Raw genomic sequence first — 22,563 nt, forward strand, 5'->3', positions numbered from 1 at the left:
GGTCCGCCCACCCACACCCACCGAAAGTACCGACGACGTGCTAGACGACAGCGGCTTCTCGGCTGTCTGATGCGGAGCCGCCCGTGTGGGCCTCGGCCGAACAGGAGGCGGTAGTCGCGTCATTGACCGCTGAGGTTGCGCGGTTGCGGGCCCGGTCGGGGATCGGTTCGAAGCCGACGTCGTCGGACGGTTTGGGCGGCGGTGAGTACGGCGTGCCGGTGGTGTGTCCGCTCGCTAGGACAAGTTGGGGACGTCTCCGTCGAGCAGATCCTTGAGCGGGACTGAGCCGTACTCGCCGTAGCGGTTGCCGTCGAGGCGGAACTGCACGACAGTGTCGTCGGGCTCGACGCGCCAGAACAGGGGGATGCCGGCTTCCGCGTACTCGACCGGCTTGAGCCAGCGGTCCATCCGTTCGGAGCCTTTGGAGACGATCTCTATCGCCAGCGCGACCTTGTCCGGGGGGAGCCAGACGATCTCATCAGCGATCGGTTCGGTCGTGACGACCAAGTCCGGGATGCGGCCGTTCAGGTCGTCGGCTGCGGTTCGGACGCCGGGTGCGACGTTGACCTGGTCCGGGTAGCCGTGGGTCAGGAACCAGGTGAAGAGCAGGCCGCTGATCTTCTGGTGGCGCCACGTGCCCGGCGGCATGATGAGCAGGTTCCCCTCGCTGAGTTCGAAGCGGTGATCGGGGTCTGCCGCCGCGATACGCGTGACGTCGTCGAGCGTGAGTGGCCGGTTGGGCACTTCCGCCGTAACAACCGTCATGGTCTGCCACCTCCTGCTCCTTGTGCGTCAGTCTACTGGCGATCCCCTGTTCGCAATGCGTCTCCACGGGCTCTGCCGTGTCCAACTCGCCTGCCGTCGTCATCGGAACCTGTGGCTTGTGTCCGCTATGTGGGGTTCAAGCAGGCCAGGGCCACCTCCACCACTGGGCGGCCCCTGCTTCGCGGCGAGGGCCGCTTGCCGTTGGTGGTTCCGGATTCCTCGCGCGGCCTTCGGCTGCTCCCCAGTGGGGGCTTCGCCCACCCGCACCCCCCGAAGAGCGTAGCGCCGTCTACGGCGGGTTCGTGTTCTTTGTTCGGGTTCGTGCTCGGGTCCGGCGGCGGGGTCGCTTGGGGCGCGGCCAGGTAAGGCGGGCGGCACTACCGGATCAGACCGGAAGAAGATTGATGTTGTATTTCTGGATCTCGGTGTTGCGCGTGGCAGCGTCAGGCCCTCGATCTGAGCCTGGGCTATGAGCATGCGGTCGAACGGGTCGCGGTGTAGCAGTGGGAGGCGCCCGGCGGCGATGCCGTGTTCGGCCAGTCGCGTGCGATGGCGTCGTTGACGTCGGAGGAGTCCCAGTCGTCGGCCAGAACGAGCGAGTCCGCGAGCGATCCGCGGGCCTGAGCGGTTGACCCGGCGGTTCAGCGGGATGACCCTGGCCACCGGCGTCCCGGCACGGCTGATGATGATCTCCTCACCGTGCTCAACGCGGTCGATGATCCGAGAAAAGGTTGGCTGCAGGTGGCCTCCCGTGGTCGCAACGTGCCGTCGTGAGTGACCGCTTCCATCATATGGCCATGAGGCCATTTGTCTATCGGTGGCCTTCGGGCGTGGCGTCGCCAAGCTTCGCTGACTGGGTTCAAGTAGGTCATTGTCAGCTCCACTGGGGATGACCAGGGCGCCGCCCGATCGGGCGGCGCCCTGGCACGGTTGCCCTGAGCGCTGTGTGCTACCCGACGACGAACGTGTACGCAGTACCGTCGATCATCGTGCCGTCGGCGAGGAAGCCGAAGCCGATGGCCAGCGTGTGCGGGCCGGGTGTGGTCGGCGTGAACTCGATGACGAGATTGCCGTCGGCGTCCGTAGCCGCCGTGGTCTTCTTCCCGTTGTCGAACCTGTACGAGTACGACACCACGTTCGGCAGGTAGGACGTCACGACGAACACCCCGGGCGTGCCCGCGGGTGCGCCGACGACCCCGCCGGTCGGGTACTGCTCCGAGGTGATGGTCGGCCAGCTCCGCGGGAGGATGGTCGAGTAGCTCGTGGTCGACCGGTAACCGTCCGCGCTGCGGCTGTAGACGGTCAGTTCGCCGCCGCCGGCCATGTTGGGCACCAGCACCACGGTCGCGGTGCCGTCGGCCTCGGCCGGGACGATGTGCACGGTGTTGTCCTTGAACGTGTAGACGTACTCGACGACGCCGCTGGCCACCGGGTGGAACGTGATGGTCCGGGGCTGACCGAACGCGGCGTCGGGGTCGTGGTCCTCGACGACCGGCTGGTCGCTTGCCACCCGGAAGGCGTAGTCCGCCTGCGGCGAGGTGTTGCCGGCGCGGTCGACGCCCAGCACGACGAGGTGGTAATCACCGGTCAGTTGCGGCGTCCACTCGATGGTGGCGGTGCCGCCCGGTCGGTCGGCCGCCTGGTAGGTGCCCGCAGCGCCGATGCCCCACCGAAAGCCCACGACGTCGGTGTCGCCGTTGGCCGAGAAGGTGAACCTGCCCAGGACGCGCGGCAGGCCGGAGCCCATGCCCGACAGGCCGGGTGGGTACACGTCGGACGAGACGGTGGGAGCCGCCGCGGGCGGGTGGTCGTCGAAGTAGAGCCGGCACGGCCCGGCCCATGCGGACGCCGCGCCGTCGCCATCGACCGAGCGTGCCGACAGCAGGTAGACGCCGTCGTCGACGAGCGTGCCGGGGGGCACGCTCGCGATCGAGTACCCGATGCCGTTGGCCGTGGCAGGGAACTCGGCGCGCCGGAGCGGGTCGCTCTCCGGCCAGACCGCGAAGGTGGCCGCGGTGAGGTCACCCTCGGGGTCGTGCGGCGCCACGGAGATCGACGGCGTGGCCGTGGTGACCGGCAACGGGTCCTGGCCGCACAGGTCGCCGTCGACGCGGAACTCGCTCGGCACCGCGGGCGCCTTGTTGTACGTCAGGTGGATGGCACCTGCTGAGGAGTACCGGCGGGCGTACCGCCGGTCGAGCTCGCGCAGCCCGGTCAGGCGGAGCTCGACCGTCAGCGACGATCGTCCGGCGGCAAGCGCCGCAGCGATTTCGGCGGTGATGTCCCACGATTCGTAACCTGGGCACGCGGGCTGGACGTACTCGGGCGTCGAGTCGAGGAGCGCTTCCTGCGCCGGCGGCTGCAGCCAGGTCGGTGCAGTGAAGGCAGCGGCGCGGAAGGCCGCGACGCTCGACGGCTTCGAACAGTCGGCAACCGAGAGATCTTCTACTGTCAGGGCCGCCCGCGACACGGTCGCGCCTGCGTACGCCGACAGATCGAAGGTGTAGAAGGCGCGGGAGAGGTGGAAGTGGCCGGCGTCGTCGCGCCAGAGGCCGACGGGCAGCCCGCCGGGCTCGTTGACGTGTGCGGCGGCGGGCGTCGCAGCGTCGATGTACGCCGAGGCGACGGCCGGGATACTGCCGCCAACCGAGGCGGTCGCGGGGCTCGCGGTGGCGACGGCGAAGCCGCTGACCGCACACGCAACGGCCACGGCCGATGCGGTGAATCTCCTCAGGGAAAACACGTGCCGCATCGTAGGGTGAGCGAAGTGGAATCCGTCGCCCTGCCGTCCTTTATGGACATTCAGGTCAATCCGCGGGAAACGCTCGGGATGCGTACACCTCACCCCGGCTGCCTCCGCGAGCGGAAGCCGCTCCTGGAGCCCGCACGACGAAACGGAGATCGCTGTGGAAGCAGGCTGGACGCTCTCGGACGTGTGGATCCTGCGGTCGATCGGCGGGGTGGACTCGCTTCGGGGGTCGCCGTTGCGTGGGGTGATCGCCGCCGCCGACTACCTGAACCATGCGATTCCGCAGGAGGACGAGTTCGCCGCGGCGGTCAGCCGGCTGGCGGCGGCCGGGCTGGTCGAGTTCGACGTTGCCGCTGACCGGTACTGGCTCACCGCGGCGGGCCAATCGTCGGCGGCGCACCGTGGGACGTTCAGCGCCGGGCTGGCCGCATTGCCCGAGCCGCCACCGGCGAGCCCGCCGCAGGCACTGCCCGCCGGGGTGTTCTCGGCGGCGGTGACCAGCTACCTGCACGGCTCGACATGAATCCGGAGACGGCGACAGACGGCCGAGTCAGCCTGGAAGATCCTCCGGGCGCTGTGCGGCAAGCTTGCCCCGCAGCAGGCCCGTTGACTGGCCGACCTCGATGAGGTACCCGTCGGGGTCGCGCAGGTAGCAGCGGATTTCGGCTTCGCGGTCGATCGGGGGCGTCACGAACTGTGCGCCCTTGGCCGTCCAGTCCTCGTAGCAGGCATGGATGTCAGCGACCCGCAGGTTCATGAAGATCGACGTGGTATCGCCGGGCTGGTAGTCGACCACCGAGATGCTCGGCTTGTCAGGGGTGGGCGGTCCGCCGGGGTTCATGATGATCCACGAATTGGACAGCCTGACGATGCAGGGATTTTCAGCCAGGACGACGGTGCCGCCCAGCACGCGCGAGTAGAAGTCGCGGGACCGCGCTATCTCTCGCACGGTGATGAACAACGTCACCAGGATGCCCTCGGCAGGCGCCGGGAGGTTGGCGAAGTCGATGTGAGGCCCGGATTCTGTCACGAGATGGCTCCACTCCGGCGGCGTTGGAGGATGAGGATGCCGGTTCATCGTGCGCCGGTCCTGGTCGGCTCCATACCACGCAGCGCGGCCGTCAAACGGGACATCATCCGGCAGGACGCCCTGAAGGGCCGCAAGCGCGGCCCATGCGTCACAGCGGGGGCCGAAATGACCGGAGGGCCCCCGACGTGTCGGGGACCCTCCGGGGTGCGGCCGGCCTGTTACAGCGCCGGGTACGCGTTCTGCATGAGCTGCTGGAACTGGGCGGAGAACCACGCACCGGAGACCGGGGCGTTGGGCAGCGCGCCGCTCATGCTGTTGCCGTTACGGCCGTTGCCCGTGTACGCCGGGTCGCACATCCCGTCGAAGCCCTTGCCGCCCGGGTTGTTCGGGCCGGTGGGGATCAGCGAGCTGGAACCGTCGGACTCGCCCGGAGGCTTGATCCACACGTACGCGTCGATACCGGGGGCCGGGGTCGCCCGCGGCCGCTCACCGAGGCCGGCGCCGCTCTGGTTGCACCAGTTGCCGGCGTGGATGCGCCGGTCGATGCGCGACGCGTTGACCCAGGTGTTCATGTCGGTCGAGGTGCTCGCCGCGGTCGGCCGGGCGGAACCGCCCCAGCCGTTGCGGGAGGTGTCGATCAGCATGCCGATGTTGGAGTTGAAGCCCAGCGAGACCAGCTGGTTGCGGAACGCCTGGGCGAAGGTGAGCTCGTCGGTGTAGAAGTTCCAGTCGACCCACTTGGACTGGCGGATCGACTGGCCACCGACGGTGGCGTTGATGGTGACGAACGGCTCGCTCAGCGCCGAGTAGTTCGCGGTGTTGGTGATGAAGCCGTCAACCGTGCTGAAGCCGCCGGTGGCACCCTGCGCCGTGCTGGCGAAGAGCTGCGCGGCGGGGCCGAAGTTGCTGTCCCAGCCGAGCCAGCCGTGGTGCGCGGCGTCGATGTAGTTGTAGATGTTGGTACCGGCCGCGTGCAGCTTGCTCAGGGCGTACTGCACACCCGTCACGTAGTTGCCGTTGGCCTTCATGGTCGCGCAGGCCGCAGTCGCGCCGGCCTCGCCGCCCGCGTTGGTCACGAGGTTGGGCAGCGAGTCGATCTCGACGATGTTGACGATCCGGATCGACGCGTACTTCGGGTCGGCCTCGATCGCGGCGATCGGGTCGATGTACTCGGTCTTGTAGCGGTTGATCTCTGTCGGGCCGAGCTCGCCGTTGGAGGCCAGCGCCGCGCAGTCCCGGCCGGGCAGGTTGTAGATCACGAACTGGGCGAGCGTCGCGCCCTGGGCGAGCGCGTTGTCGAGGTGCTTGCGCATGCTCGTGGTGTAGCCCGAGCCGGACGGCGCGGTGATGGCGGCGATCGTGTCGAGCCAGACGCCGGTCGGCTGGTTGGAGACCCGGCTGCCGCCGGGCTCGGCGGCGGCCTTGGCCGACCAGTCCGGGTTCACGTAGACCTTGGCGCCGACGTACGGGTTGTCGACGTGGGTGCCACCGGTGTTACCACCGGTGACCGTGATCGACACCGCGGTGCTGGTGGTCGACACGTTGGCGGCGTTGTACGCCTTCGCGGTCAGCGAGTACGAGCCCGTGGCGACGTTCGTCCAGCTGAACGTGTACGGCGAGCTGGTGTCGGTGCCCAGCAGCGTCGTGCCGTTGTAGAACTCGACCTTGCTGACCGTGCTGCCGGGAGCGCTCGCGCTCGCGGCCAGGCCCACCGTGGCGGGTGCGGTGAACGTGGAGCCGGACGTCGGGCTCGTCAGCGACACGACCGGCGCGGTCGGGTTCGACGACGCGGAGGGCGACGCGGACGCCGATGCCGATGCCGAGGGGGACGAGGTACTGCCGGTGCACGCCGTGCCGTTCACCGTGAAGTTGGTGCCGGAGGGGTTGGCGCCGCTCCAATTGCCCGTGAACCCGAACGAGATCGTCCCGTTGGTGGCGACGTTGCCGTTGTAGCTCATGTTCGTGGCGTTGACGTGCAGCCCGGACTGCGTCTTGTTGGCGTTCCAGATCTGCGTGATCGTCTGGGACGCGTTACCGAAGTCCCAGCCGACGTTCCAGCTGGTGAGCGCGTCGCCGAGGTTCGTGACGTCCACCTGGGCCTGGAAACCACCGGGCCACTGGTTCGTGATCGTGTACTTGGCCGAGCATCCGGCCGCCGCGAACGCCTGGTTGGTGATCACGACGACACCGCCGGTGGCCGCGAGCGCGGCGGCCGATATGAGGGCGAGCTTGCGCCTCATCGAGTCTCCTTACATTGACGAACTACGGTTGATGCGTCATGACGGTCCGCACCGGCACGGCATCGCGTCAAGGAGACCGATCACGGGTACGACCTCTACCTCGTGCGGAATCGGAAAAGAGCTTGAAAGTTTCGCTGCAAACCCCGCGCCGACCAGCGTCTTCATGGTCGGTGGCCGGGCGGCTCGGGCGGTGGTCAAGCCTCGCGGCGCGACCTCGGCGAGTGCTGCCGGCCGCATCGGGCCGGTGCCGGGGATGCCCGCATCGGAAGCGTGGAGCCCCCGGGTAGATCAGTATTCGCCAGAACACCCTTCTCCACAGTGAGGGCTCCACGTGACCGCCTATGGTGCCATGGTTGGCCCGCCCTGGGAACGGCAACCGGCGCGTACATCGGGTTCGATCATCCGCCGGCCGTCCGATATTCGCATTGTCCGGCGTGGATCAAGGCCGGAACCCTGACCGACTTCCATGCATCCATAAAGATCGACCTGGCGTACTTTTCTGTGCAGGCCTGAGTGGTTCAAATAGGACGGCGTTGCCGCTGCAACTGGGCGGCCCACGCCTTCGCGGCGGGGGGCGCTTGCCATCTGTGGTTCCGGATTCCCCGCGCGGCCTTCGGTCGCTCAGTGCTGTTGTCGGTATCGAGCGACAATCGGCGCACGATGAGGCTGATCGACATTCATCGTCAGCCGAGATCGGCGCATCGTGCCGTCGAGCGGGACCTCCAGTGGGCTGATGTCCTCAGCAGGACGGGAACCGCCGCGTTATCGGAGGTCGCGGCCGCCGACCTGGTCCACTTCCGCCTCCACCAGCGGCTCCTGGCGGCCCTCGTCGATCATGCTCATCACGGTGAGTGCGATGGCTCGGACCCCGAAGGCCACCGCGGTGAAGACGCCCAGCTGGATCGGGTCGAACCCGGCGCTGCTGTCGACCGTGATGGACGGATCGGTCGTCACCTCCGCCGCGATCCGGTACTGCGCGATCGTCAGGCAGATCGCCAGCACCGTGACGGCGGTCGCGACGGCGGACCGGCGGGTCGCCCCCGTGCCCAGCCACACGGCGACCCCGGTCGCCGCGCCGAGTCCGGCGGTGATCACCAAGGCATTGACGAGCTCGATCGACACGGCCGATCCGGTACGGCCGGCGAAGGCCGCCTGCAGGCTCACCGCGCCCAGCAGCAGGCCGATCGCCGTTCCCCTCCCGACCGTCCACAGCGGGCCGGGGTGCGTGGAGACCAGCCAGAGGACGCCGGTCGTGACCAGCACGGCGACCACGGTCAGTGCCATGCTCGGGGCGAGCAGGAAATGGACCTGGTAGTCGCTCATGTGAATGGCGGTCGCGGCAACGAAGAGCATGTCGTCGCGCGCGGTCTCGACCAGCGCCCACGACGCGACGAGCACCAGCAGGAGACGATTGCGCGCTGTCCGGCGCTGGTCGGTCATCCGGACCAGACAGAACACGGCCAGCAGGCCCCCGACGGCATTGCCGAGGAGCACCCCGAGGACGAACCCGACCTGGTAGTCCACAGCCTGCTCGGCCTCCTCGCGAACGCGACTCGAATGAACCTCACGGCGGGGCGCGTGCATCCGGGAATGATCCAAGCTGCCAGCGGCGCGCATACGGTACACCGCGGCCGTTACATCATCGACGGCCGGGATGCAATCTGCGCGGCGGCCGAACACTGAAAGGCCGCCTGACAAGGGCCAGGTGGACATCACCGGACACGTTGCTCGCGGTCCGCCGACGCGCGTGCCGGGCGAGAACTAGGGTTTCCAGCGGAAGAGAAGCCCTGACGGGGAGGACGCGCTGTGCAGTACCGGAAGCTTGGCCGTAACGGGCCGGATGTTTCGGAGATCGGGTACGGGGCCTGGGGGATCGGGGAGTCGGCCTGGATCGGGGCCACCGAGGACGAGTCTGTCCGGGCGCTGCACCGGGCCGTCGACCTCGGCGTCAACTTCATCGATACCGCCCGGGGATACGGCGAGAGTGAGCGGATCGTCGGCAACGTCGTCCGGGAGCGGGCCGGCGAGCAGATCTACGTCGCGACCAAGGTGCCGCCCAGGAACATGCGGTGGCCGGCGCCCGATGGGCTGGACCCGGCTGAGACGTTCCCGGGTCAGCACATCCGGGAGAGTCTTGAGACCAGTCTGCGGGTCAGTGGGCTCGACCACTTCGACGTGCTGCAGTTTCACGTCTGGAGTGACGAGTGGGTCGGGCGGGGGGACTGGCTCGACGCCGTCGAGCGGCTCAAGCGGGACGGGAAGATCCGGCTCTTCGGGGTGTCGATCAACGACCACCAGCCGGACAACGCGCTCGCGCTCGTGCGCAGCGGGGTCGTCGACACCGTCCAGGTTATCTACAACATCTTCGACCAGGCGCCCGCCGACGACCTGTTCCCCGCCTGCCAGGAGCACGGCGTGGGCGTCATCGTCCGGGTGGCGCTGGACGAGGGCGGGCTGACCGGGAACATCACGAAGGACAGCACCTTCCCCGAGGGGGATTTTCGCCGGCGGTACTTCAGGGAAGACCGGCCCGCCCAGGTCGAACAGCGCGTCGCGGCGATCGTCGCCGACCTCGGCATCGAAGCCCACGACATCGCCGAGACCGCGCTGCGGTTCGTGCTCAGTGCGCCCGCCGTCTCCACGGTCATCCCGGGCATGCGCAGCGTGCGCAACGTCGAGCGCAACACCGCGCTCAGTGACGGGCGGGGGCTGGGCGCGGACCAGCTCGCGGTGCTGGCCAAGCATCGATGGCAGCGGAACTTCTACTCCTGAAGCAGGAGGAGTAAGTTCCGGAACTATGAGACGGATGTCGATGGTTCTCGCGCTCGCGTTCGCCACCATGCTCGGCGCCGGAGCGTTCGGGCGGCCGGCGCCGTCGTGGCAGGTGCTCGACACCGGCACGACGGCCCGGCTGCGCGGGCTCGCCGCGGTCAGCGAGCGGGTCGCCTGGGCCTCGGGCACCGGCGGGACCGTGCTGCGCACCGTCGACGGCGGGCGCAGCTGGCAGCAGGTCGGCCCGCCCGGCGCGAGCGACCTGCAGTTCCGCGACATCGAGGCGTTCGACGCCTGGCACGCGGTCGTGCTCTCGATCGGCGAGGGCGAGGCCTCCCGGGTGTACGTCACCGACGACGGCGGCAAGAGCTGGACGGAGACGTTCCGCAACACCGACCCGGCCGCCTTCTACGACTGCGTGGCGTTCCTCGACCGGCGGCACGGCCTGGCCCTGTCCGACCCGGTCGGCGGCAAGTTCCGGATCCTGGCCACGAACGACGGCGGCCGGCACTGGGCGGTCCAGCCGGTCGACGGCATGCCGGACGCGCTGCCCGGCGAGTTCGCGTTCGCGGCCAGCGGCACCTGCCTGGTCACTGTCGGCAAAGCCAGCGCCAAAGCCGCCGGCAACGGCGCTGGCAACGGCGCTGGCAACGGCGAAGCCACTGACCGGCATGCCTGGTTCGCCACCGGCGGCGGCGACCGGTCGCGGGTCTTCCACTCCGCCGACGGCGGCCGCCACTGGAGCGTCACCGCCAGCCCGATCCCGAGCGGCGAGGCGGCCGGCATCTTCTCGCTCGCGTTCCAGGACCGCCGGCGCGGCCTCGCGGTGGGCGGCGACTTCCTCGCCCCGACCGCCGCCCCGGACGCGGCGGCCACCACGCGCGACGGCGGCCGCACCTGGACGGTGGCGAGGACGGTCCCCGGCGAGTACCGCTCCGGCGTGGCCTGGCGCTCCGGCCACGGCGACACCGCGTACGCCGTCGGCCCCACCGGCAGCGACGTGACCTACGACGCCGGCCGCACCTGGCACCGCTTCGACACCGGCTCCTTCGACAGCGTCCAGTGCGCCGGCGGCACCTGCTGGGCCTCCGGCGACGCCGGCCGCGTCGCCAGGCTGCGCTGACGACGCCAGGTGCTTGCTAGCGGCGGAGCCGGCGCATCGCGCGGCGCCACAGCAGGAACGTGGCGCCGAGCAGCACCACCGTGACCGGGATCGTCAGCGCGAACGGCCACGGCCCCCGATCGGGCGACGACGCCCGCCGGACCGTCACGTCCGCGAGCAGCCCCGTGGCGAGCTGCAGGTCGAAGACCTGGCAGGTCTGCATGCCCAGCTCGCAGGTCGAGCCGGTGTCGAAGCGCGTCAGCCGCTCGCGGGCCCCGGTGCCGAGGTCGATCGAGGACAGCCCCATGGGCAGCGTCAACGCGACGAGCGTGGTCGCCGAGCGCCAGCCCAGCAGCCTTCGCCGCGGGCGCCGCCGGCCGGTCGGGCAGCGAGAGCGAGGGCACGGCCAGGACGGCGACGGCCAGCACCACGACGGCCCAGGCGGCAGCGGTGCCGAGCAGCCGCCGCCGGGCCGACCGCCGCCCCCGGCGGAGCACGCCTTCCGCCAGTGCCGGTAGAGCGCCACGAGGCACTCCTGCACCAGATCGTCGGCCGCGGGCCAGTCGCCGCTCAGCCGATAGGCGAGCCTGCGCAGCGCGGGCATGCGCGCCTGCACATACTCGACGTAGTCCCGTTCGTCCCGCAATCCGGCCTCCCGATCTTCTAGGAGTGGTCCGAGGACCGGATCGGTTGTGGGTCATCTTCCTCCGCCGCTGCCGGACCGGTGGGCCCGGCAGCGGCGTCGTCGGCGCGGCCTAGCCGATGACGATGTTCACCGTCACCGTGCGTTGGTCACGGATCTGGATGGGGCGGGCGTGGGCCAGGTCGGCGCCGCCGACCCAGCCGGTCCGGCCGTCGGTCGTCCGGTAGTACACCTTGATCCGTTGCGGCGCGATCCTCGTGAGGGTGTAGGTGGACTCGGGGCCGGCGCCGAACGTGAGCGCCTCGCCGGTCGCCGCGTCGACCGCCACCACGATCGCGCCGACCGGGTGCCCGGACGCGTCGGTGACGGTGCCCGTGAGCGTGCCGCCGCCCGTGCGCAGCTGCGCGTCGGCCACGGCCGTCACCGGGGTCGCCGTCCGGCGGTTGACCGCGTCGCCGGACCAGCGCCACTGGTAGCCGTGGCCGACGAACTCGACCGGCCACGCGTACGGGCCGACGCCCGGGATGCTGTACGTGCCGTCGGGCTCGCTGTGCCCCGGGCAGTTGTCCCTCGGCGCGAAGTCGTAGGCGAGCGCGACGACGGATACGCAGGCGGTGACCGGCGCGCCGGTGGCGGCGTCCGTCACCCGGCCGTGGATCGTGGTCGCCGGGTCGAACCGGATGGCCGGCGCGGTGACCCGGTCGCCGGCCGCCACCGTGACCCGCCGGGCCTTCGCGCGGTCGCCGGTGCCGCCGGTCGCGCCGGCCCACTGCAGGCCGAGCGCGGGGTCGCGCGGGTCGGCGAGCAGCTGGTACGTGCCCGGCTCCAGCGGTCCGACCACGACCGAGCCCGGGGTCGGGCCGGGCCTGACGTCGGAGCAGAAGCCGAGCGTGTCGAGCCCGTAGAGGTCGCCGACCTTCGCGACGGTGACGCAGCCGTCGGTGGCCGCGCCGCCGGCCCGCTCGACCATCGTGGCGGTGATCGAGGCGCCGCGCCGCATGGCGACGTCGAGGGTCGCCGTCTGCCCGGCCGTCACGGTGACGGCGGCGTCGGGGACGGTGAGGTGGAGCTGGTCGTCGATGTTCACGGTGAAGTGGCGCTGCCCGGCGAAGAGGCCGTCCAGCACGAGCTCGGCGCCGGCGGCGCACCCGCTCGCCGCGCCGTACACGCAGAATCCCGAGAGCGGCTCGCTGGTCGTGGCGTCGTGCGCGACGATCCGGACCGACCCGGTCGGCAGCAGCGTCTCGTCCACGGTCGTGACCTGCCCGTCGAGGACCGCGAACCGCTCGGCCGCGGCCGGGTCCAGCGTCCCGTGGGCGTACTGCGACACCCCGCGCGGCCCGGCGAAGGCGACCGTGTACTCGCCGACCAGCAGGTCGTCGATCCGGTACGAGCCGGAGCCGTCCGTCATCGCGCTCCCGCTCCCGGCGTAGACCGGGACCCCGGCCGCGACGCTGCCGTCGGCCCGCGTCACCCGCCCGGCGATCGACCCGGTGGGGAGCACGGTCTCGGTGACCTCGGTCACCTGCCCGGCGACCACCTCCACGGGCACGGCCGCCGCGAACGAGGTCGCCCCGCCGGACCACTGCTCGAACCGCCCGCGCACGCTGTAGGCGAGCTTGTAGGAGCCGGCCGGCACATCGACGGTGAACGACCCGTCGGCCGGCACGTAGGCGCTGCCCGCGTAGTTCTGCCCGACGGTGGTGAAGACCGTCAGGTAGGCCCAGGCCGGCGACCCGTCCCGGTGCTGGAGACGGCCCGAGATCGTCCCCGTCGTGCCTGCATCGCCCACGGTGCCGGCGTGGGCGGGCCCGACCGGCAGCACGGCGATGATCGCCGCCGCCACACCGGCCAGCACCCGCCGAAGGGCATGGATACGCATGCACACTCCTTGATGTCGATGGATTCGGCGCTGATCATGCCGCAAGATCGCCCGGGGTGCTGTACCGCGGCGGCCGATGAGCGATTCGCCGGCTGGCGTCCCGTCGTTACCGTCGGGGCGTGCCGCATGGGAAGCAGAGGCGTGCTGCCGAGGTTCGCCGCGACATCGCCCCGGAAGACTGGCTGCGGTTCCAGAGGGTCTACGAACGGGCCGAGCGGGCCGGCGACCTGGACCGGATGGCCTCCGCCCTCCTGGAGTACTGCGGGCCGCGGCTGGCGGGCATGCGCACCGCCAACCGCGAGCTGCTGCTCGCGCGGCTGCGGGAGCTGGCGGCGTCGATCGACCCCCGGTCGTCGCTGGGACTGCAGATCCGGGCCCGGCTGGCGAGCGAGCAGGGCAACCACCGGACGCTCCTCGTGATCGTCCGGGAGGCGACGGAGGCGGGCGATCCCACGGCCCGGGCCACGGCCCTCGGGCTCGCCCACCACCGCCTGCTGGGTCCCGGCTGCCCCCAGCGGCCGCGGCTGCGCAGGGCGCTGGCCGCGGAGCTGGTCGCCGAGAGCGCCCGGACCGGTCAGGACGCGAACGCGCTGGAGGGACTGCTGTACCAGACCGTCGACCTGTTCATCGACGGTGACCGGCATGCCGGGCGGAGCCTCACCGAGCTGCGGGAGGTCCTCGCCCGGCGGCAGCATCCGCCGATCTCCGGCCACGTGCAGGCGATCGAGGTCATGCTGTCGATCCGGGCGGGACGGCTCGACCTGGCCGAGGCCGGCGCCGAGGCCCGGTACGAGTGGGCAACCGCCCTGGAACACCACGACGCCACGCCCGTCTACTGGGGGCAGCTGGCGGCCGTGCGCTGGTACCAGGGCCGCATCGCGGAGCTGCTGCCGCGCATGCACGACCCGCACCTGGCGCTGGCCGACAGCGGCCCGTACGCGATGCTCGCGCTGGCCGCGGCGGCCGCCGGCGACCGGTTCGCCGCCGAGAGCGCGATCGCGTCGCTGGTCGGCCGGGACCGGCCCAGGTCCGGCTGGTGGCTCGCGTCCATGCTGCTCGTGGTCGAGGCCGCGGTCCTGCTCGGGGACGCGGAGACGTGCGCCCGCGCCTACGAGACGCTGCGCCCGTACGCCGACCAGCCGGCCGTGGCCGGGCTGGCCGTGGTGTGCCTCGGCTCGATGCAGCACGCGCTGGGCCTGGCCGCGCTGGGTGCGGGAGACGTGGACCGGGCGGTCGAGCATCTGCGCCTCGCCGTGCAGGACAATCTGGCCCTGCGGCACTGGCCCGCCCTGATCCGGTCGCGGACGCGGTACGCGCAGGCACTGACCCGCCGGCGCGGCGCGGACGATGCCGCCCTCGCCCACCAGCAGGTGACGGCCGCGCGCGAGGAGGCCGCCGCGCTCGGCCTGCCCACCGGTCCCCACGACGAGCCGGCGGCCGGCGACCGCGGTCCGGTCACCTGCCGCCGCGAGGGCCAGTGGTGGCTGCTCCGGTTCGACGGGCGCGAGGTGCGCGTCCCCTCCCGGTCCGGCCTGCCGTACCTGGCGGTCCTGCTGGCCGATCCCGCCCGCGACATCACCGCCGCCGAGCTGGCGGCCGGCGTTGACGCCCTGCGCACCGCGGCTCGGGAGGTCCCCGCGCCGGGCGAGCAGGACCGGGTGCGCAGCACCGTCTCGAAGGCGATCCGCCGCTGTATCGACTCGATCAGCCGCGTCGACGCGGAGCTCGGCCGGCACCTGCGCGCCACCGTGCGGACGGGAACGCACTGCTCGTACCGGCCGTGACGCCGGTCGGCAATCGGACAGACCCGGCCCGCTGACGGCGGACATCGACGCCCGTAACGCCTGCCCGCGATCTCCCCTGGACCAGGACCGCCGGCGGATGCCCGTGTCCTCGGCCGAGTCTGCACCGAGACGCACGCTAGACGGCCGGCGCAAGTCATGGCACACCCCGTGTCCCGGCGTGTCCCGGGATGGAACACCTCCTGCCGTGAGAGCAACAGGGGAGGGTGTGGATGCGGTTCTCGGTGCTTGGTCTCGTGAGCGTCAGCGACGGTACGGAAACCGTGGTCCTGCCGTCCTCGAAACCGACGTCGCTGCTCGCGGCGCTGCTGCTGCGGCCCAACCAGACCGTCCGGGCCGAGTACCTGCAGCACGTGGTCTGGGAGAGCTCGCCACCCTCCAGCGCCAAGGCGACGTTGCAGACCTACGTGCTGCGCCTCCGGAGGATCTTCCGCAACCTCGGCTTCGCGGAGAGCGTCATCGAGACGGTGCCCGGGGGCTACCGGTTTCCGGCGACCGCGGCCACGCTCGACCTCGTCGAGTTCCGGGAACTGGTCGCCGGTGCGCCGCTGAGCGCAAGCCCGCGAGCCGAGCTCGACCTGCTGCGCCGGGCGTTGGCGCTCTGGCAGGGGCCGCCGTTGGCGAACATCCAGTCCGGCCTGCTGCAGCGCGACGACCTTCCCGCCCTGACCGAGGAGTGGCTGCGAGCGGCGGAACGCCGGTTCGACCTGGAGCTCGAGGTCGGGCCGCACCGCGAGGTGATCGCCGAGCTTCGTTCGGCCGTCCGGGAACACCCGGGCTACGAGCGGTTCTGGGAGCAGCTGATCGAGCTGCTGTACCGGTCCGGCCGCCAGGCGGACGCGCTGAACGAGTACGGCAACGTCAAGCGGTACCTGCGCGATCAGCTCGGGATCGACCCGGGCAGCGGCCTGCAGCGGCTGGAGCTGGCGATCCTGCGCGGCGAGACGCCCGAGCCCCGCGCCGGCGCCGCGCAGCGCCGCCCGCCGTCGATCGCCGAGCCGGATCCGCCGCACTTCACGGGGCGGGCGGTCGAGATGGAGGCGCTGCTCTCCTGGCTGTCCGCCGACAAGCCGGCCCCGCTGGTCGTCATCTCCGGACCACCCGGCATCGGCAAGACCGCGCTGGCGGTCCATGTGGCGCACGCGGTCCGGGCAACCTACCCGGACCAGCGGCACGTCGTGCGCATGACGGACGCCGGCGGTGCGCCGCGACCGGCCGCCGAGATCGCGGCCGAGGTCGCCCACCGGCGGTCGGCGGCCGCCGACCCGGCCCGGACCCTGCTGGTGTTCGACGACGTGGCCGGGGCGGCGCAGCTGCGCCCGCTGCTGGACGCCGGTGCGAGCGGCGCGACGATCGTCACGTCCCGGTCGAGCCTGGCCGGCCTCGCGACCCGCCGCGGCAGCGTCGTCCTGCGCCTGGGCCCGCTCGATCCGGCCGACTCCGTCCGCCTGCTCGCCGCGAACCTCGGTGCCGGGGTGCGCGTCGACGCGGGCACGGCGCTGGCCGTCGCCGAGGCGTGCGGGCACTTTCCGGCGGCGCTGCTGATCGCGGCCATACGGCTGTCGGTCGCCGGGCCCGGGGCGTTCGCGGCATCGGTGGCCGGCCTGACCGCCGACCCGATGGGCTGGCTGACCGTCGGGCCGGACCGGGCGATGTCGGTGTTCCACCTCTTCGACAGCTACCTGTCCGCGCTGAAACCGCAGCTCGTGGAGGCGTTCCACGCCGTGGCCCGCGCGCCCGTGGACGAACCGCGGCCGGCGAGCGCCGACGACCTGCTCGAGGACCTCGTCGACGCGAGCCTGCTGGAGGCCGGCCGCGGCGGCGAGTACCGGATGTATCCGCTGTTCAGCAGCTATGCCACCGCCTCGGCGCTCGCGATGCGGCCCGCGTGACCTTTTCGAACCCGATTGGAGACAACGCAATGAGCGGCAGCTTCCAGCCAGTGGCGGAGACCAGGCCCAGGATCCGGCAGGACGTGCTCTACTCCAGGACGCCCAGCGGTGTCCTGATCCGCAACGCCGACACCGGCTTCCACCTCAAGTCGACGTCGGCCTACCGCCTGACGTCCCTGCTCGCGCCGTACCTCAACGGGCAGCACACGGTGGCCCAGCTGTGCGCCGGGCTCAACGACGGCCAGCGCGACATGGTCGGCGACATCGTCTCGAAGATGCTCGAACGGGGGTTCGCTCGCGACACGACCGACGACACCCCACCGCAGACGCCGCTGCCGCCGGAGGTCGCCGCGCGGTTCGCGTCCCAGATCAGCTACATCGACCACTTCACCGACAGCCCCGAGCACCGGTTCGCGAAGCTGCGGGCGGCGCGGATCGCGGTCGTCGGGGACGACCTCGTCGCGCGCTGGTGCGTGGCCGGTCTGGTGCGCAACGGCGCCGCGCACGTCGGCGTCCTGCCGTCGCTGGACCGGCCCGGGACCGGGTTCGCCGACGTCGCCGAGGAGGTCGCCGCGCTCGTCCGGGACGGCTGCGGCGTCGAGGTGACCCGGCTGGCCTCGCCGGTCGCGGGCTGGTCCGGCCTCGCCGGTTACGACGCCGTGCTGGTCACCGACGCGGGTGCCGCGCCGGGCGTCGTCACCGGCCTGCTCGCCGCCGGCGTCCCCGCCGGCGTCGTGCTGCTGTCCGCGACCACCTACGGCGACCAGGTGCTGGTCGGGCCGGTCATGACGGCCGAGCGGCCCGGATGCTGGGTCTGCACGACCCTGCGGTTCGGCGCCAACGACGAGACCGGTGCCGCGGCCGGCGTGTGGAGCCGGAGCGTCGTTCCGGCCGTCGAACCCACGTCCGCGCTCAGCGCTCCGCACGCGGCGATGATCGGGAACCTCCTCGCGTACGAGGCCTTCCGGGTGCTCACCGGCACGATGCCGGCCGAGGCGGCCGGCACCGTGATCGTCCAGCGGCTGGACTCGCTCGACGCGGTGGCCGAACCTCTGCTGCCGCACCCGGCCTGCCCGTACTGCCGGGCCGGAGCCGCGGCCGGCGATCCGCTCGCGGGGCTGGTGCCGGGCTCGCCGGCGATGACCGAGGCCCGGGACGCCGAGGACACCGACGACGCGCTGGTCCGGCTGCAGGAGACCGCGAGCCGGCTCGTGCAGCCGAACATCGGGGTGTTCGCCGAGTTCGACGACGAGCGGTTCACGCAGATTCCGCTCAAGGTCGCGCGCCTGCGCCTGTCGCTCGGTCCCCGCGCCGTGCGCTCCGTGACGACCTTCGACGTCCATCACCTCGTCGGGGCGCGCTCATCGGCGCTGCTCGCCGCGGCCGAGGCGTACGCCGGGCACGTGGCGCCCCTGCCCGGCGTCGCCCGGGAGCCCGGCGACCGCCCGGTGGTCGAGCCCGGCCGGCTGGACATCGGACGCGGCGCGCGGGTGGCCGCCGAGGACGTGGCGCACTGGGTGCCGGCGACGTCACTGCTGTCCGGCGAGGAGTTCGCCGTACCGGCGGCGGCGGTCCGCCCGTCCGGCGCGTACAACCGGGACGGGCTCTGCGTCACGACCACCGCCGGCACCGGCTCCGGACCCACGGCCGCCGAGGCACTCGGTGCCGGGCTCGCGTCGGCGCTCGCCTACCACGCGCTCGACCGGGCCGTCCGCGGGGGCGCGGTCGCCGCGGTGGACCGGTCGGCGTTCGCGGCCGATCCGGAGCTGGACTTCCTCAACCGGTCGGCGGACAACCTCGAGCTCGCGTTCGAGGTCCTCGACCTCGGCGAGGACCGGGTCTCCGGCGTGCACGCCGTGCTCGCCCGGGCCCGGGCCGACGACCACGACACTCCGCTCTGGACGATCGGGGCGGACCTCGACCGCCGCCGCGCGGTGGTGCGCGCGCTCCGCGACCTCGTCGGCGTCGTCCAGGTCACCCGTGAGTTCCCGGACGAGCGGCCGGGTGCCGCGGACGGGTTCCTGCGCGCGTTCGACCCGTACACGCTGCCCGCCGGCGGTGTGACCGACGAGGTCGCATCCGCGACGGCGGGGGCCTGGCCGGACGTGCTCGACCGGATCCGGGCGGCCGGGCGGGACGCGCTCGCGGTGTCGACCACGCCCGCGGACCTGCGCTCGGCGGGCCTGCACACGGTTCGGGTACTGCTGGTGAACGGCGCCTGAGCATGCCGACCGACACCCTTCCCTGGGCCGGCGCGTGCGCCGCGCTGGCCGAGTCGATCCGGCGGGAACTGCCCCGGCACCTGCCCGCCGGGGCCGGCGACCGCCTCGTGGTCGTCGCCCCGCTGGGCGTCCGCGACGAGCTCACGGTCACGCTGCCGCCGGCCGGCTTCGGTACGCCGGCGGTGCCGGTGCTCCTGACCGGACGCAGCGCGATCGTCGGGCCGCTCGCCGCCCGGGGCCGCCCGAGCCCGGCGTGCCAGCGGTGCCTGGCCCGGCGCTGGCAGCTGATCCGCCCCGACTTCCTGCGCAACGGCCTGGAGTGCGGCGACCCCGCCGTCGCGGCCGGGGAGCCGCCGCTGCTGACCGCCTTCACCGTCACGAGGCTGGCCGCGCTCATCGCGGCCGGCCTCCAGCAGGACGCCGATGGTGCGTACCCGTTCGTGTACGCACTCGACCTGGCGACCGCGGCGACGACCCGGACCCGGCTCGTCCCGGACCCGGACTGCCCGGCCTGCGGCACCGCACGCGCCGACACCGCCGAAGCGGCGGTCGTCGACCTCGTCCCGTCGCCGAAGCCGCCGGGCGGCGGGATCCGGCAGCGGACGCTCGGCGAGCTCGACCTGCCGGTGGACGCGCTGGTCAACCCGGTGTGCGGGGTGGTGGGCGACGGCGCGGTCCCGATCATGGTGCTGCCGAGCACCGCGTCGGTCAACGGCAGCTTCGCCCTGCGCTCGGGCGTGAACCAGCTCTACGACGTGCACTGGGGCGGCCACACCAACAGCTATGGGGCGAGCCGCCTGGTCGGCATCCTCGAAGGGCTGGAGCGCCACGCCGGCGTCAGCCCCCGCGGGCTGCGGGCGCCGCTGCGGGCGAGCCTGGACGAGCTGGGCGCGGAGGCGCTCGACCCGCGCGGCTGCGGCGTGTACTCCGACGCGTTCTACGCCGCGGAGCCGCAGGTCCGGCCGTTCGCCCCGGACCGGCCGATCGACTGGGTGTGGGGCTGGTCGCTGCGCGACGAGCGGGCGGTCCTGGTGCCGCTGGTGCTGACGTACTACCACCACGCGCCAAAGGCCGAGCGTTTCGTGCAGGAGTGCTCCAACGGGTGCGCCTCGGGCTCGTCGCTGCTCGAAGCCGTCGTCTGCGGCCTGTCCGAACTGGTCGAGCGCGACGCGTTCCTGCTGAGCTGGTACGGCGAGGTCGCCCTGCCGGAGATCGATCCGGCGACGAGCACCCGGGCCGAGACCCGGATGATGGTCGACCGGCTCCGGATGTACGGCTACGAGCCCCGGTTCTTCGACGCCCGGACCGCGACGACACCCCTGCCGGTCGTGGCGGCCGTGGCCGAGCGCGTCGACGGCGGCGTGGGCGCGCTCAGCTTCGGCGCGGGTGCCGGGCTGGATCCGGAGGACGCCCTCGCGAGCGCGCTCGACGAGATCGCCACCGACTCGTTGCTGCTGCGCCGCCGCACCGAACGGGACCTGCCGCGACTGCGCGCGCTGGCGTCCGACTTCGACCTCGTGCGGGCGCTGCACGACCACCCGATGGTCTACGGCGTCCCGGAGATGCGCAAGTACGCCGAGTTCCTGCTCGGTCCGCGGGACCGGCTCGTGCCGGTGGACGCCCTGCGACCGTGGATCGAGCCCGGCGCGGACCTCGCCGAGGACCTGCGAGGGTGCGTCGCCGCCCTGGCCGGCGAGGGGTTCGACGTGATCGTGGTCAACCAGACCTCCCCCGAGCAGCGGGCGATGGGGCTGCACACGGTGAGCGTGCTCGTGCCCGGACTGGTGCCGATCGACTTCGGCTGGCGGCGGCAACGGGTCCTGAGCATGCCGCGCCTGCGCGAGAGCGTGGGCGGCGCGCTCAACCCTGCCCCACACCCGTTTCCCTGATGAGGAGTGTTTCATGAGCGTCGCGAAGGACTACCTGGACGCCATCGTGCGGCGCGCCCGGGAGGGCACGGACCCGGAGGGCTTCGAGATCGACTGGGGCGACAAGCCCCGGCATGCGAAGTTCTACCCGGGAGCCGACGGCTTCGCGTTGCCGGGCCCGTCCGCCGAACCGGATCCCACCGCCGGGGTGGTGACGATACCGGTGCTCGGTGACCTGCTGTTCCACTCGTACGCCCAGCTCGGGCGGCGGTTGACGATCGACGCCAGCGGTCAGTCCCTGCGCCCGCGGTACGAGGTCGCGAAGTGGGGACGGGGCACCGCCTCGGGCGGAGGCATCTATCCGGTCAGCGTCTACTGGGCGACCGGCGCGCGGGGAGCGGCCGTGCCCGGCCTGTACCACTACTTCCCGCTCCAGCACGCGATGCGGCAGCTGATCGCCGGCGACGTGACGGCGGAGATCGCCGCCGCGCTGGGCGAGCCGTCCACGGCGGACCAGTACCTCGTCCTCGGCATCAAGTTCTGGCAGAGCGCGTTCAAGTACAACACCTTCAGCTACCACGCCACCGGCTTCGACGTCGGCACGATCCTGCACACGTGGCGGATGCTCGGCACCGCCCACGGCGTGACGCTGACGCCCAGCCTGTGGTTCGACGAGCCACGCCTCAGCCGGCTGCTGAACATCCGGCCGGAGCAGGAGGGCGTCTTCGCCGTGGTACCGCTGGATCCGTCGCGCCGCGGGCCGGCCACGGCCGACGGGCACCGGCCCCGCGTCCGCGGCCGCGACCAGGAGCGGTCCCGCCGGGTGCTGACCTTCGACACGGTGACGCGGCTGCACGAGGCGACCGTCGCCGGATGCGCCGAGCGGCCCGGTCCCGAAGCGGTCAAGTCCGCGCAGGTCGCGCCGCGGCCCGACCTGGAGGAGGTGCCGCTGCCGGCGCCCGCGCCGGCGATCCGCGACGTCCGCCAGGCGTTGCGGGCCAGGGTCACCTCCTTCGGCCGGTTCGAGGCCCACTGGACCTTCACCGGCGCCCAGCTCGCGGCGGTCCTCAGCGCCGGAGCCGCCGCGGCGGCCGGGTTCGGCTGCGACGTCCTGCCGGCCGGGGAGGCCCTGACGCTGGTGCAGCAGTACGTGTTCGTCAACCACGTGCAGGGCGTCGATCCGGGCCTCTACGAGTACGACCCGTCCGGGGGTGCGCTGCGCCTGATCCGGCGGGGACTGCCCGGGCTGTTCCTGCAGGCGAACTACACGATGGGCAACTACAGCCTCGAGCAGGCCGCCGCCGTGATCGTGCCCGCGGTGCGGGTCCCGGCGCTGCTGGACGCGCTGGGTGACCGCGGATACCGGCTCGCGACGGCGGTCACCGGCGCGGTGACGCAGGCCTGCTACACCGCGTCGGCCGCGATCGGCACCGGCTGCGGCGTCGCCCTCGCCCTCGACGCCGTCGGGTACGTCGAGGAGCTCGGACTTCAGGCCAGCGACGAGATCCCGCTGCTGCTCATGATGGTCGGCCACCAGCGCAGGCCCGCCGCGACCTACCGCTTCGACCTGATCTGACCGTCCACTCGCTTCGGAGG

The 22,563-nt window shown here is 72.1% G+C and carries 16 protein-coding genes and 1 pseudogene; 9 read left to right on the forward strand and 8 right to left on the reverse strand.

Translation table 11 applies throughout. The features are described from left to right. Positions 1-234: 234 nt before the first annotated feature. From IEZ31_RS20045 to IEZ31_RS20055, 3 genes and pseudogenes are all read right to left on the reverse strand, one after another. A complete protein-coding gene (locus IEZ31_RS20045; RefSeq protein ID WP_190251428.1) occupies positions 235-765 on the reverse strand; it encodes a Uma2 family endonuclease in 531 nt (176 codons plus the stop codon). A 467-nt stretch (positions 766-1,232) separates the two neighbouring features. Continuing rightward, positions 1,233-1,572: pseudogene (locus tag IEZ31_RS20050) on the reverse strand (type II toxin-antitoxin system Phd/YefM family antitoxin). Positions 1,573-1,714: 142 nt separating this feature from the next. Beyond that, positions 1,715-3,475 (reverse strand): Ig-like domain-containing protein, encoded by a 1,761-nt coding sequence (locus IEZ31_RS20055; RefSeq protein ID WP_190251429.1) that lies wholly within the window; start codon positions 3,473-3,475, stop codon positions 1,715-1,717. Between the two features lie 196 nt (positions 3,476-3,671). Between IEZ31_RS20055 and IEZ31_RS20060 the strand changes: the two genes are divergently transcribed. After that, positions 3,672-4,037 carry a hypothetical protein gene (locus tag IEZ31_RS20060; protein ID WP_190251430.1) on the forward strand — a complete coding sequence of 122 codons (366 nt, stop codon included), beginning with the start codon at positions 3,672-3,674 and terminating at the stop codon, positions 4,035-4,037. Positions 4,038-4,064: 27 nt separating this feature from the next. On the opposite strand, the gene IEZ31_RS20065 is transcribed toward IEZ31_RS20060, so the two are convergent. The 3 genes from IEZ31_RS20065 to IEZ31_RS20075 form a co-directional block, all read right to left on the reverse strand. Next, a complete protein-coding gene (locus IEZ31_RS20065) occupies positions 4,065-4,544 on the reverse strand; it encodes a VOC family protein (RefSeq protein ID WP_229835552.1) in 480 nt (159 codons plus the stop codon). A gap of 218 nt (positions 4,545-4,762) precedes the next feature. Further along, a complete protein-coding gene (locus IEZ31_RS20070; protein ID WP_190251432.1) occupies positions 4,763-6,784 on the reverse strand; it encodes a glycoside hydrolase family 6 protein in 2,022 nt (673 codons plus the stop codon). Positions 6,785-7,546: 762 nt separating this feature from the next. Further along, the gene (locus tag IEZ31_RS20075; RefSeq protein WP_190251433.1) at positions 7,547-8,107 is read right to left on the reverse strand and encodes a hypothetical protein; all 561 of its coding nucleotides are present in this window, start codon (positions 8,105-8,107) and stop codon (positions 7,547-7,549) included. On the opposite strand from IEZ31_RS20075, the gene IEZ31_RS20080 reads away from it, so the two are divergent. The 3 genes from IEZ31_RS20080 to IEZ31_RS20090 all read left to right on the forward strand — a co-directional run bounded on the left by IEZ31_RS20080 (position 8,087) and on the right by IEZ31_RS20090 (position 10,679). Beyond that, positions 8,087-8,467: a hypothetical protein gene (locus IEZ31_RS20080; RefSeq protein WP_190251434.1), complete on the forward strand. Its 381-nt coding sequence runs from the start codon at positions 8,087-8,089 to the stop codon at positions 8,465-8,467. The two genes, IEZ31_RS20075 and IEZ31_RS20080, sit on opposite strands and share 21 nt — an antisense overlap. Positions 8,468-8,590: 123 nt before the next feature. Next, a complete protein-coding gene (locus IEZ31_RS20085) occupies positions 8,591-9,556 on the forward strand; it encodes an aldo/keto reductase (protein ID WP_190251435.1) in 966 nt (321 codons plus the stop codon). A gap of 34 nt (positions 9,557-9,590) precedes the next feature. Then, a complete protein-coding gene (locus IEZ31_RS20090; RefSeq protein WP_229835558.1) occupies positions 9,591-10,679 on the forward strand; it encodes a WD40/YVTN/BNR-like repeat-containing protein in 1,089 nt (362 codons plus the stop codon). Between the two features lie 16 nt (positions 10,680-10,695). On the opposite strand, the gene IEZ31_RS56685 is transcribed toward IEZ31_RS20090, so the two are convergent. Further along, entirely contained in the window at positions 10,696-11,304 is a 609-nt protein-coding gene (locus IEZ31_RS56685; RefSeq protein WP_229835561.1) for an RNA polymerase sigma factor, read from the reverse strand. A gap of 109 nt (positions 11,305-11,413) precedes the next feature. After that, complete coding sequence (locus IEZ31_RS20100) at positions 11,414-13,183, reverse strand: carboxypeptidase-like regulatory domain-containing protein (RefSeq protein ID WP_190251436.1); 1,770 nt, start codon at positions 13,181-13,183, stop codon at positions 11,414-11,416. 119 nt (positions 13,184-13,302) lie between these two features. Here IEZ31_RS20100 and IEZ31_RS20105 point away from each other — a divergent pair, with 119 nt between their 5' ends. The 5 genes from IEZ31_RS20105 to IEZ31_RS20125 all read left to right on the forward strand — a co-directional run bounded on the left by IEZ31_RS20105 (position 13,303) and on the right by IEZ31_RS20125 (position 22,543). Next, entirely contained in the window at positions 13,303-14,967 is a 1,665-nt protein-coding gene (locus IEZ31_RS20105) for a hypothetical protein (RefSeq protein ID WP_190251437.1), read from the forward strand. 230 nt (positions 14,968-15,197) lie between these two features. After that, positions 15,198-16,877: an AfsR/SARP family transcriptional regulator gene (locus tag IEZ31_RS20110; RefSeq protein ID WP_190251438.1), complete on the forward strand. Its 1,680-nt coding sequence runs from the start codon at positions 15,198-15,200 to the stop codon at positions 16,875-16,877. A 29-nt stretch (positions 16,878-16,906) separates the two neighbouring features. After that, positions 16,907-19,099, forward strand: coding sequence for a TOMM precursor leader peptide-binding protein (locus IEZ31_RS20115; protein ID WP_190251439.1), 2,193 nt, complete (start codon positions 16,907-16,909; stop codon positions 19,097-19,099). 2 nt (positions 19,100-19,101) lie between these two features. Continuing rightward, the gene (locus IEZ31_RS20120; protein WP_190251440.1) at positions 19,102-20,988 is read left to right on the forward strand and encodes a TOMM precursor leader peptide-binding protein; all 1,887 of its coding nucleotides are present in this window, start codon (positions 19,102-19,104) and stop codon (positions 20,986-20,988) included. Positions 20,989-21,001: 13 nt separating this feature from the next. Continuing rightward, the gene (locus tag IEZ31_RS20125; RefSeq protein WP_190251441.1) at positions 21,002-22,543 is read left to right on the forward strand and encodes a nitroreductase family protein; all 1,542 of its coding nucleotides are present in this window, start codon (positions 21,002-21,004) and stop codon (positions 22,541-22,543) included. The last annotated feature ends 20 nt before the right edge of the window (positions 22,544-22,563 follow it).

The sequence above is a fragment of the Dactylosporangium sucinum genome (genome assembly GCF_014647515.1).
Classification (GTDB): Bacteria; Actinomycetota; Actinomycetes; order Mycobacteriales; family Micromonosporaceae; genus Dactylosporangium; species Dactylosporangium sucinum.

Excerpts from the sequence above, each read along its gene's own strand:
- IEZ31_RS20045 (WP_190251428.1), bottom strand. The coding sequence starts at position 765 with ATGACGGTTGTTACGGCGGAAGTGCCCAACCGGCCACTCACGCTCGAC.
- IEZ31_RS20070 (WP_190251432.1), bottom strand. The coding sequence starts at position 6,784 with ATGAGGCGCAAGCTCGCCCTCATATCGGCCGCCGCGCTCGCGGCCACC.
- IEZ31_RS20080 (WP_190251434.1), top strand. The coding sequence starts at position 8,087 with ATGGACCTGGTAGTCGCTCATGTGAATGGCGGTCGCGGCAACGAAGAG.
- IEZ31_RS20075 (WP_190251433.1), bottom strand. The coding sequence starts at position 8,107 with ATGAGCGACTACCAGGTCCATTTCCTGCTCGCCCCGAGCATGGCACTG.
- IEZ31_RS20090 (WP_229835558.1), top strand. The coding sequence starts at position 9,591 with ATGTCGATGGTTCTCGCGCTCGCGTTCGCCACCATGCTCGGCGCCGGA.
- IEZ31_RS20100 (WP_190251436.1), bottom strand. The coding sequence starts at position 13,183 with ATGCGTATCCATGCCCTTCGGCGGGTGCTGGCCGGTGTGGCGGCGGCG.
- IEZ31_RS20110 (WP_190251438.1), top strand. The coding sequence starts at position 15,198 with ATGCGGTTCTCGGTGCTTGGTCTCGTGAGCGTCAGCGACGGTACGGAA.
- IEZ31_RS20115 (WP_190251439.1), top strand. The coding sequence starts at position 16,907 with ATGAGCGGCAGCTTCCAGCCAGTGGCGGAGACCAGGCCCAGGATCCGG.
- IEZ31_RS20120 (WP_190251440.1), top strand. The coding sequence starts at position 19,102 with ATGCCGACCGACACCCTTCCCTGGGCCGGCGCGTGCGCCGCGCTGGCC.
- IEZ31_RS20125 (WP_190251441.1), top strand. The coding sequence starts at position 21,002 with ATGAGCGTCGCGAAGGACTACCTGGACGCCATCGTGCGGCGCGCCCGG.